This is a genomic window from Acinetobacter sp. B51(2017), from assembly GCF_003711395.1.
GTDB lineage: Bacteria > Pseudomonadota > Gammaproteobacteria > Pseudomonadales > Moraxellaceae > Acinetobacter.
The window spans coordinates 117155-128597 of sequence record NZ_PJRJ01000005.1; the positions used below are offsets into that span (position 1 = coordinate 117155).

Genomic DNA, 11443 nt, shown 5'->3' on the forward strand with positions numbered 1-11443 from the left:
ATTCGACTATGGCTACAATTCATGTCGATGGCAAATCGTACGAAGTCAATGGCTCAGAGAACTTGCTACAAGCATGTTTGTCTTTGGGTATTGATATCCCGTACTTTTGTTGGCATCCATCCTTAGGTTCTGTCGGTTCTTGCCGTCAATGTGCTGTGACACAATACGCGAATCCTGAAGATACGCGTGGTCGTCTGGTGATGTCATGTATGACACCGGCTGCTGACAATACCTATATCTCAATCGAAGACAAAGAAGCGAAAGATTTTCGTGCGTCGATCGTTGAGTTCTTAATGACTAACCACCCACACGACTGTCCAGTGTGTGAAGAAGGTGGTCACTGTCATTTACAAGATATGACGGTGATGACTCAGCATGACCGTCGTCGCTATCGTTTCACTAAACGTACCCACTACAACCAAGAGTTAGGCTCATTCATTTCACACGAAATGAACCGTTGTATCGCATGCTACCGTTGTGTTCGTTACTACAAAGACTATGCTGGTGGTACAGACTTTGGCGTGTATGCCAACGCATCACGTGTCTACTTCGGTCGTCCAGAATCAGGTACTTTAGAATCTGAATTCTCGGGTAACTTAACTGAAGTATGTCCAACAGGTGTATTCACGGATAAAACTCACTCAGAACGCTACAACCGTAAATGGGACATGCAGTATGCGCCAAGCGTATGCCAAGGCTGTTCTTCTGGTTGTAACATCTCTCCGGGTGAACGTTATGGCGAACTTCGCCGTGTAGAAAACCGTTTCAACGGTGAAGTGAATCAATACTTCCTATGCGACAAAGGCCGTTTCGGTACAGGTTATGTGAATAACGCGGATCGTCCACGTCAACCACAATTCCGTTCAGGTGCAAACGTGACTACAGTTTCTGTAGATACAGCGCTTGATACTGTAATTGCAAATATCCAAGGCAAAAAAGTCTTAGGTATTGGTTCACCACGCGCATCACTTGAATCAAACTTCGCACTTCGCGAATTAGTGGGTCAAGCGAACTTCTCTACAGGTATGTCTCAAAAAGAACAAAACCTTGTGGAGTTAGCGGCTTCTATCATGCAAACCGAAGGTGTTTATAACCCAAGTATGCGTGAAATCGAAAGCTACGATGCGGTGTTGATCTTAGGTGAAGACTTAACCCAAACTGCGCCTCGTATGGCTTTATCTGTTCGCCAAGCTGCGAAAAATAAAGGCAAAGAGATGGCGGCTGAGCGCCGTACGCAAGAATGGTTAGCTGAACCTGTACAACGTATTGCGCAAGATGCTAAATCTCCGATTTACATTTTAGCTGCAACGCAAACACGTTTAGCTGACGTAGCTGAAGGCGAAGTAGTTGCTTCTCCAAACGATATCGCGCGTTTAGGTTTTGCGATTGCTGCGGGCGTAAAAGGTGAAGCAATTACAGGTCTTGCTGACGATGCGAAAGCATTTGCACAAACCATTGCCGATACCTTAAAAGCTGCGAAAAAGCCGTTAATCATCTCTGGTACAAGCTTACAAGACGCATCAATCATGGAAGCTGCTGCACAAGTTGCACAGAATCTGGGTAATGCAGGCTTAACATTGACTGTTCCTGAAGTGAACTCAATGGGTATGGCTATCTTGGGTGGTAACAGCCTTGAGCAAGCATTTGCGCAAGACTTTGATACTTTAGTGGTTGTAGAAAACGATTTATACCGTCGTTTACCAGCGGCTCAAGTCAATGCTGCATTTGCAAAAGCGAAAAACATCATTGTGCTTGACCACTCAGAAACTGAGACAGTTAAACAAGCTGATATCGTGCTTTCTGCTGCATCATTTGCTGAAGGTGATGGTACTGTGGTATCGCAAGAAGGCCGTGCACAACGTTTCTACCAAGTGTATGACCCAAGCTACTACAAACCAGAACTTGCGATCAAAGAATCTTGGCGCTGGATTCATGCCATTGAAACTGGCGTGAAAGGCAAAGCGATTGCTTGGACTGTACTTGATGACGTGATTGAAGCGGTTGCGAAAAACGTACCTGCTCTTGAAGCAATTCAAGATGTTGCACCAGATGCGGGCTTCCGTGTACACGGTCTTAAAGTGGCGCGTGAACCACGTCGTTACTCTGGTCGTACTGCAATGCGTGCGCCGTTATCGATTCACGAACCAAAACAACCAACAGACAAAGACTCTGCATTAACATTCTCTATGGAAGGTTATGTGGGTAACCAAACGCCATCGGCGCTAGTGCCATTTGCGTGGTCTGCAGGTTGGAACTCACCACAAGCTTGGAACAAATTCCAAGAAAACGTGGGCGGTTCATTAAAAGGTGGTGATTCAGGCGTTCGTTTATTCGATCGTTTAGCAAAACTTCCAGCGCGTAGTTTCGTGGCACCAGCACCTGTTGTTGCAAATCCACAAAGCTTCCGCCTTGTACCAATGCACCATATCTTTGCTTCAGGCGAATTTACAGTGAAAACACCGGCAATGGAATCGCGTATTCCAGAAGCAATGTTTGCTGTAGGTGAGCAAGATGCTGCACGCTTGAATGTTCAAGACGGCCAAAAAATCACCGTGAAAGCGGGTGAGACTGAAGTTGTTCTACCTGTTCAAGTGATTGAATATTTACCTACAGGTTACATCGGTTACCCAGTCGGTCTTGCGCCTACGGTATCTCTTGCAGAGCCTGTTTCAGTCAAGGCTGGAGTGTAATTCATGGAACAAGAATTAATGCGTCAAACGCCGCTTTGGGCTGAGAACTGGCCAATTGCGTACTCAGTAGTGCAAGCCATTGCCATTTTATTGGTGGTGGTTTTAATTGCTGCGTTGATGTCTTTTATTGAACGTCGTCTTTTAGGTCTTTGGCAAGACCGTTACGGTCCTAACCGTGTCGGTCCAGGTGGTATTTTCCAGATTGTTGCCGACATGCTTAAAATCATGTTCAAAGAAGACTGGACACCTAAATTCGTAGACAAGTTAACTTTCCGTATGGCACCAGCAGTTGCAATGGCAACTGCGGTGTTATCGTTCATGGTTATTCCGGTAACACCTTATTTAGGTGTTGCGGACATGAGCATCGGTCTATTGTTCTTTATGGCAATGGCAGGTATTGCCGTGTATGCAGTGTTATTTGGTGGTTGGTCATCAAACAACAAATACGCATTACTCGGTGGTCTACGTTCTGCAGCGCAAACCATTTCTTATGAAGTGTTCTTGGGTATCTCGTTAATGGGTGTGGTGGCAATTGCTGGTTCATTCAACTTACGTGAAATCGTAGAAGCACAGCAAGATGTATGGTTTGTGATTCCTCAATTCTTAGGCTTCATGATCTTTGTGGTCGCTGGTGTTGCGGTAACGCATCGTCATCCATTTGACCAACCAGAAGCAGAGCAAGAATTGGCAGAGGGTTACCACGTCGAGTACGGTGGTATGAAATGGGGTATGTTCTTCGTTGCCGAATACGTAAACGTCGTGCTGATTTCAGCATTGATCGTAACGTTATTCTTTGGCGGCTGGTTAGCTCCATTCGGTCTGGATTTCCTTCCACCATTATTCTGGTTTGTGATTAAAACAGCATTCTTTGTAATGATGTTTGTATTGGCTCGTGGCTCTTTAATGCGTCCACGTTATGACCAAGTCATGAACTTCGGTTGGAAAATTTGTTTGCCATTAACGCTAGTTAACTTGCTAGTTACTGCTGCTGTAGTGTTGTGGTAAGGGCAGGGAGAACAAAATGTTTAAATTTCTAGCTGGGGTCGGGTCGGTTGTACGTAGCTTGTGGATGGTCTTCTCACATGCAACACGTAAACGTGACACCATTTTATATCCAGAAGTGAAAGCTGAAGACATCGTACCGCCGCGTTTCCGTGGTCGTATTGTGTTAACACGTGATCCTGACGGTGAAGAGCGCTGCGTTGCGTGTAACCTATGTGCGGTTGCTTGTCCTGTTGGCTGTATTTCACTACAAAAAGCAGAACACGAAGATGGTCGTTGGTATCCGGAATTCTTCCGCATCAACTTCTCACGTTGTATCTTCTGCGGTATGTGTGAAGAAGCATGTCCTACAACTGCAATTCAGTTAACACCTGACTTCGAATTGGGTGAATATGTACGTCAAGACTTAGTTTATGAGAAAGAAAACTTACTCATTTCAGGTCCTGGTAAATATCCTGACTATAACTTCTACCGTGTAACAGGTATGGCTGTTGCAGGTAAAGACAAAGGTCAAGCACAGCGCGAAAGTAAGCCTGTTGATGTACGGAGTCTATTACCATGATGTGGCCGTTTTATTTGATGGCTCTTGTGGCCATCGTCTCTACGATTCGCGTTGTGACCAACGCGAATCCCGTTCACGCTTTATTAAGCTTGATCGTGTCATTACTTGCTGTAGCCGGTATGTTTATGATTGTGGGTGCGCCATTTGCCGGTGCGCTTGAGATCATCGTATACGCAGGCGCGATCATGGTTTTATTCGTCTTTGTTGTGATGATGCTCAACCTTGGTCAAGCGACTGTAGAACAAGAACGCAAATGGTTAACGTCATCGGCATGGGCTTATCCTGCCTTGATGTGTTTCCTAATGGGTCTGGTTTTAGTTTGGATGTTAGGTTCTGAGTATAACGTTGCTGGTCCATTGATGGGTGCTGAGATTGTAGGCCCGAAAGAAGTGGGTATTGCACTCTTTACCAAATACTTACTCTTGGTTGAAATTGCTGCCATGTTATTGCTTGCTGCTTTAGTTGCTGCATTCCATATTGGTAAGCGTGAGCCAGGTGCACAAGAGGATCAACAATAATGGGCAATATCCCTTTAGAACACGGTCTAATCGTCGCATCTATTCTGTTTGCACTGGGTTTTTACGGTGTAATGGTACGACGCAACCTACTATTTGTATTGATGAGCCTTGAAATCATGATGAATGCGGCAGCGCTTGCGTTCGTACTGGCGGGTAGTGCTTGGGCACAGCCAGATGGCCAAATCATGTTCATCTTGATCTTAACGCTTGCTGCTGCAGAGGCGTGTATCGGTCTTGCGATCGTCCTTCAGTTCTACCATCGCTTCCATCATTTGGATGTGGATGCTGCTAGTGAGATGCGCGGATGAGTTATTTATATTTAACAATTTTATTCCCGCTCATTGGTTTTGTCCTATTAGCAGCGGGTCGCCACAAGCTTCCTGAAACGGTTGCAGCCATTATTGGTGTGGGTGCAGTGGGTTTATCTGCATTAGTTGCTTTAATTGCAGGGATTGACTTCGTCAACAACGGCAAAGAGTTGTATGTACAACATCTTTGGACATGGTTTAATGTTGGTGGTTTTGCCCCAGGCATTAGCTTACAACTTGACGGTTTATCTTTACTCATGCTTGGCATGATCACAGGTGTGGGTTTCTTAATTCATATCTTTGCATCATGGTACATGCGTGGTGAGCATGATTTTGCACGTTTCTTCTCTTACTTCAACTTGTTCGTTGCCAGCATGTTATTGCTGGTATTAGGTGACAACTTAGCGTTGTTATTCCTAGGTTGGGAAGGCGTAGGTCTATGTTCTTATCTGTTAATTGGTTACTACTACCAAACACCATCTAACGGTTTAGCGGCAATTAAAGCCTTTACTGTTACACGTGTGGGTGACGTATTCCTATTAATCGCATTGTTCTTGCTTTACCAACAGTTTGGCACTTTGAATACACAGTACATCGTAGAAAATGCGGCAACTGTCATGACTCAAAGTTCGTCAATTACGCTTTGGACTGCATTAATGTTGTTCTTAGGTGCGGCAGGTAAATCAGCGCAGATTCCACTACAAACTTGGTTAGCAGACGCAATGGCAGGTCCTACACCTGTATCTGCGTTAATCCATGCTGCAACAATGGTTACAGCAGGTGTTTACCTATGCTGCCGTTTGTTTACAGTATTCGAGCTTGCGCCAGAAGTGATGATGTTTATCTCAATCACAGGTGCAGTGACATTACTTGTAGCAGGCTTTGCTGCATTAGTACAAACTGACATTAAACGTATTCTTGCTTACTCGACTATGAGTCAGTTGGGTTATATGTTTATGGCAGTGGGTGCTGAAGCATACCAAGCGGGTCTATTCCATATGCTGACTCACGCATTCTTTAAGGCATTATTATTCTTGTCTTCTGGTGCGGTGATTTTAGCATTCCATCATGAGCAAAACATTTTCAAAATGGGCGGCTTGTTCTACAAGAACAAATTCCTATTTGCATGTTTCGCAATTGGTGGCGGTGCGTTGGCAGCGATTCCATTCTTAACGATTGGTTTCTTCTCAAAAGACGCGATCTTAGCAGCTGTTTGGACACAAAGTCATTTAGCGGGTCTGCCTGTGTACAACACATTGTACTGGGTAGGTGTAGCAGGTGCGTTCTTAACGTCTATTTATACCTTCCGTTTAATCTGGGTAGTATTCTTTGGCAAAGAGGTCACACCTTATCACGAGATCAAAGGCATTACTTACTGGGCACCTTTGGCAATTTTAGCTGTGCTTTCTACAGGTCTTGCGATCGTACTTAAAGCACCAGTGATGAGTATCCTTGATGCTGCCAATATTCCAGCATTTGTGATTCCTGAAAACTTAGTTGCAGGCGCACATGGTGCAGAATACATCGCGATTGCGGTGGCATTGTCTGGTCTTGCTGTAGGCGTTGTATTATTTGCCTTTGCTTATAATGCTGTGAAGAGCTTTGCCAATACTTCAATTGGTTCAGGTCTTGCAAACATTTGCCGTAACGCACTTGGTTTTGATGCGCTATACGACATCATTTTTGTTAAACCATACTTATTGATTGCTAAACTTCTTGGTCGTGATCCAGTTGATGGCGTGTGGTTACTCCTTCCTGCGCTCGTTCGCGGTGGTCATAGCTTCACAAGTTCACGTCAAACGGGTTCATTACGCGATTACGCTGCGAGCATGGCATTAGGTATTATCATACTTCTAATGATCTTGATCGTGACTCAGATCGTGGGGAAATAAGATGGAAATCACAAACAATTTTCTTTTACCCGCGCTGATCCTTGTACCGTTCATTGCAGGTTTTGCATGTTGGTTGGTCGATAAACTCGACCAACAACTGCCGCGCTATATTGCGCTCGTTGGTATGCTGGTCACGCTCGGTTTAACCGTTGCGTTATGGCAATCAGGTACGTTCAACTATGAACTAGGCGCTAAAGTTCCGACTTGGTCTGCCGAATTTATGTTGCCTTGGATTTCATCTTTAGGCATCAACATCCACTTAGCGGTGGATGGCTTATCTTTACTGATGGTTGGTTTAACTGCACTTCTTGGTATTTTGGCAGTTGGCTGTTCATGGGGCGAGATTCAAAAACACGTTGGTTTCTTCCACTTAAACCTTTTATGGTCTTTAGGTGGTGTAATTGGTGTGTTCTTAGCGATTGACTTATTCTTGTTCTTCTTCTTCTGGGAGATGATGCTGGTTCCAATTTACTTCTTGATCGCACTTTGGGGTCATAAGGGTGAAGCGGGCAAGTCACGCGTTTATGCTGCAAACAAATTCTTTATCTACACCCAAGTTGCGGGTCTGATCATGCTCATTGGTATCCTAGGTCTAGTGATCTACGGTTACATGATGACAGGTAACATCAGCTTCAACTATAACTTCTTGTTAGGTGTAGCGAATACGTTAGACGTTCAAGTACCTTCACTTGCGTATGCATTCATGATCTGTATGTTTATTGGTTTCGCTGTAAAACTTCCAGTGTTCCCTTTACACGGCTGGTTACCAGATGCACACGCGCAAGCACCTACAGCAGGTTCTGTAGACCTTGCGGGTATCTTGATTAAAACTGCGGCATACGGTTTATTACGTTTTGTAATTCCGTTCTTCCCAATGGCATCTGCACAATTTGCAGATATCGCAATCATCTTCGGTTTAATTGGTATTTTCTACGGCGCTTGGTGTGCTTTCCAACAAACCGATATGAAACGCTTACTTGCGTACACATCGATTTCACACATGGGCTTCATCTTACTTGCGATCTACGCAGGTAACATCTTAACCTTCCAAGGTTTAATGATCATGATGTTGGCACACGGTTTATCGTCTGCTGCACTGTTCATTATGTGTGGTCAAGTGTATGAACGTTTACATACGCGTGATATGCGTTTAATGGGCGGTATTCGTGGTCAGTTCCCATACCTTGCATTCTTCTTAATGTTCTTTGTTGCAGCATTAGTCGGTATTCCAGGTCTTGGTAACTTCATCGGTGAATTCTTGATCCTGATGGGTTCATACGCGAAATTCCCACTGTTTACTATTCTTGCTACAGTAAGCTTAGTATTTGCGGGTGTTTACGGTTTAATCCTGATTCACAAAACTTTATTTGGTGTACCAAATGAAGAACAACGTGAACACTATGCATCTTTAAAAGATTTAAATGCACGTGAAGTGGTTGTACTTTTAATTTGTGCAATTGGTCTGTTATGGCTTGGTCTTTACCCACAAAGCTTCCTTGATATTTCAAACTCAAGCATGGCGTGGTTAGCGAACAGCTATATCCCTGTTCAAGAAGTCGTTGAAGTAACTCAAGAAGTTGCAACTGACCTTCAAAATGTGGAGATCCAATAAGTCATGAACTTCACAATGTCATTTTCTGAACTTATGCCTTTAGCGCCAGTCATGATCGTCGGTTTAACCGCGATTGTGGCGATGCTACTGACTGCAATTAAACGTAACCATAACCTTGTCGCAACTGCGTCAGTGCTTGGTTTAAACCTTGCAGCTATCTATCTTCTATTCATGTTATTTGGTACCAGCTTTGTACCATCTAACGTGATGGGCATGTTTATGGTTGATCCATTTACATTGCTGTATCAGTTAATCGCAGTGGTTGCAGCGCTTGCCTGCTGTACCTTGTCGCATGCTTATATTGAAGGCTACAAAGATAACCGCGAAGAACTTTATCTATTAATGTTGCTGTCTGTTACAGGTGCAATGTTAATGGTGGCAAGCTCACACTATGCATCATTCTTCATTAGCTTAGAATTAATGTCGATTCCTGTATACGGTATGCTTGCTTACACACATCAGCGTAAAAAGTCTTTAGAAGCTGGTGTGAAATACCTTGTATTATCAGCAACTGCATCGGCAATGTTGCTTATGGGTATGGCATACATCTATGCTTACACAGGTTCATTATCATTCTATGATTCTGTACAAGCATTAATGGAAAACATCACGCAGCCAATGGTGATTGTAGGTTTAGGCTTAATCATCTTTGCTGTGGCATTTAAATTGTCTTTAGCGCCATTCCATAAATGGACACCAGACGTTTATGCAGGTGCGCCAGCGCCAATGGCAACCTTCTTAGCCACAGCTGCAAAAGTTGCAACGATTGGTGTGTTTGTACGTTATTTATTGACTTCAGGTGCGATCCTTGTTGATTCAATCATCACGATCTTAACCATTCTTGCAGTGTTCTCTATTTTGGTAGGTAACTTACTGGCAGTAAAACAAGTCAACTTAAAACGTATCTTAGCGTACTCTTCAATTGCACACTTTGGTTACTTGATCATTGGTTTGATCAGCATGACGTATGCAAGCTTAGGTAACGTGACGGTTTACGTGATTACTTACGTATTAACCACAATTGGTGCCTTTGGTGCTGTGGCATTAATGTCTAGCCCATACAATAATACTGACGAAGCAGAAAGCTTAGCGGATTACCGCGGTTTATTCTGGCGTCGTCCAGTGTTAACTGCTGTATTAACCGTGATGATGTTATCTCTTGCGGGTATTCCATTAACAGCAGGTTTCATTGGTAAGTTCTTAGTGATCATGGCTGCGGTAACCACTCAGCACTGGTTCTTGGCTGCCATGATTATTGTGGGTTCAGGTATTGGTTTATACTACTACTTACGTGTGATGGTCGTGATGTACATGACACCACCAGAAACGCCACGTATTGACGCCGACAAAGAATGGGGTCAAAAAATGGGCGGTGTAATGGTATTAGTCGTTGCTGCTGCAGTGTTAGTGATTGGTGTCTACCCGGATCCAATTATTAAATTGGCACTTGAAACAGAGATTTTATCTCCGTTACATTTCATGTTAAGCCAACAATAATTGCTAAAATTATTCTAAGTTAACAAAAAAGCCCTCAGTTTGAGGGCTTTTTTTATTTATCCAACGCTGTAAAAAGCTCTATAATAGAACAAATTTTATCTTTAACCTTTTAGGTTCTCTCCCGTGGCTATTCATGAAATTCGACATCCATTAATTCGACATAAACTTGGCCTATTACGCCGTGCTGACATTAGTACAAAAAACTTCCGTGAATTAGCACAAGAAGTCACTATGCTTCTGACTTATGAAGCAACCAAAGATCTTCCAATGGTTGAACAAGAAATTGAAGGTTGGAATGGTCAGGTCAATGTTGACCGTATTGCTGGTAAAAAAATTACGGTTGTGCCAATTTTACGTGCGGGTATTGGTATGTTAGATGGTTTCTTAAATCTTATTCCAAGTGCCAAAGTATCGGTGCTAGGTTTAGAGCGTGACGAAGAAACTTTAGAAGCCCGTACTTATTACAAAAAATTAGTACCTGACGTTCAAAACCGTATTGCCATGATCATTGATCCAATGTTAGCTACAGGTTCATCTTTAGTTGCTGCAATTGACGTATTAAAAGCCAGTGGTTGTAAAGACATCCGCGTGATGGTATTGGTTGCTGCACCAGAAGGCATTAAACGTGTTGAAGCTGCACATCCAGATGTCACTATTTTCACTGCATCCATTGATGATGGTTTAAATGAAAATGGTTATATCGTGCCAGGTCTTGGTGATGCGGGCGATAAAATTTTTGGTTCTGTGCAAAAAGACTAATTTTTGAATAGCAACAAAAAAAGAGGCTGCTTGAGCCTCTTTTTTATATAATGTAATGAAGGAATTAAAGATAGGGCAGTGCAATGAAAGACGAATTACAGCAAGGTAAAGTCAAGCAATACGATTCAGCCAAAGGTTTTGGTTTTATTGGTTACGCAGATGGAGATATTTTCTTTCATATTTCCGATTTTCCACAAGATGGTACTGAACCAAAACGCAATGACCGAGTAAAATTTATTGTGGCACGTAATGGTGATAAATTTAAAGCAACCAAAATTCAACGTGTAGAAGATACCTCTAAAAAAGCGCTAAAAACTAAAGTGGCAAACCACAACAAATCAATTACTTCTGCATTATTGTCTAACTTTCGTGGTTAAGTGATTGAACAGATTTTTAAAAGAGGTCCTATGACCTCTTTTTTATTAGGATGTCATAACAAGGGGGGAATGATATGCAAAAACATCAAGGTTCAGCCATATCCATCCCTGCTCGCATATCCAGAGGTTGGGTAGAAAGCCAGATTTCATCAATGCGGATCATGTTGCCAGTGCCTTGAGTAATTCTGCTAAAGCAGATATTTCTGATACTTGCCATTTCAAGCCA

The 11443-nt window shown here is 43.1% G+C and carries 10 protein-coding genes; all 10 read left to right on the forward strand.

Annotated features, from left to right (window positions below; translation table 11 throughout):
* The first annotated feature begins 8 nt into the window (after positions 1–8).
* Positions 9–2690 carry an NADH-quinone oxidoreductase subunit NuoG gene (gene nuoG, locus CYK47_RS04190; RefSeq protein ID WP_122899217.1) on the forward strand — a complete coding sequence of 894 codons (2682 nt, stop codon included), beginning with the start codon at positions 9–11 and terminating at the stop codon, positions 2688–2690.
* A 3-nt stretch (positions 2691–2693) separates the two neighbouring features.
* On the forward strand, positions 2694–3695 hold the full coding sequence (nuoH, locus tag CYK47_RS04195) for an NADH-quinone oxidoreductase subunit NuoH (RefSeq protein WP_122899219.1): 1002 nt from the start codon (positions 2694–2696) through the stop codon (positions 3693–3695).
* 16 nt (positions 3696–3711) lie between these two features.
* A complete protein-coding gene (nuoI, locus tag CYK47_RS04200; RefSeq protein WP_122899221.1) occupies positions 3712–4254 on the forward strand; it encodes an NADH-quinone oxidoreductase subunit NuoI in 543 nt (180 codons plus the stop codon).
* Complete coding sequence (gene nuoJ, locus CYK47_RS04205; protein ID WP_171407295.1) at positions 4254–4772, forward strand: NADH-quinone oxidoreductase subunit J; 519 nt, start codon at positions 4254–4256, stop codon at positions 4770–4772. Before nuoI ends, nuoJ begins: the two co-directional genes overlap by 1 nt.
* Positions 4772–5080, forward strand: coding sequence for an NADH-quinone oxidoreductase subunit NuoK (gene nuoK / locus CYK47_RS04210; protein ID WP_122899225.1), 309 nt, complete (start codon positions 4772–4774; stop codon positions 5078–5080). The genes nuoJ and nuoK overlap by 1 nt, the downstream gene beginning before the upstream one ends.
* On the forward strand, positions 5077–6972 hold the full coding sequence (gene nuoL, locus CYK47_RS04215; protein WP_122899227.1) for an NADH-quinone oxidoreductase subunit L: 1896 nt from the start codon (positions 5077–5079) through the stop codon (positions 6970–6972). The genes nuoK and nuoL overlap by 4 nt, the downstream gene beginning before the upstream one ends.
* 7 nt (positions 6973–6979) lie before the next feature.
* Positions 6980–8584, forward strand: coding sequence for an NADH-quinone oxidoreductase subunit M (gene nuoM / locus CYK47_RS04220; protein ID WP_171407296.1), 1605 nt, complete (start codon positions 6980–6982; stop codon positions 8582–8584).
* Positions 8585–8587: 3 nt separating this feature from the next.
* Positions 8588–10081, forward strand: coding sequence for an NADH-quinone oxidoreductase subunit NuoN (gene nuoN / locus CYK47_RS04225; protein ID WP_122899231.1), 1494 nt, complete (start codon positions 8588–8590; stop codon positions 10079–10081).
* 123 nt (positions 10082–10204) lie between these two features.
* Entirely contained in the window at positions 10205–10840 is a 636-nt protein-coding gene (upp, locus tag CYK47_RS04230; protein WP_122899233.1) for a uracil phosphoribosyltransferase, read from the forward strand.
* An 83-nt stretch (positions 10841–10923) separates the two neighbouring features.
* On the forward strand, positions 10924–11217 hold the full coding sequence (locus tag CYK47_RS04235; RefSeq protein WP_122899235.1) for a cold shock domain-containing protein: 294 nt from the start codon (positions 10924–10926) through the stop codon (positions 11215–11217).
* The last annotated feature ends 226 nt before the right edge of the window (positions 11218–11443 follow it).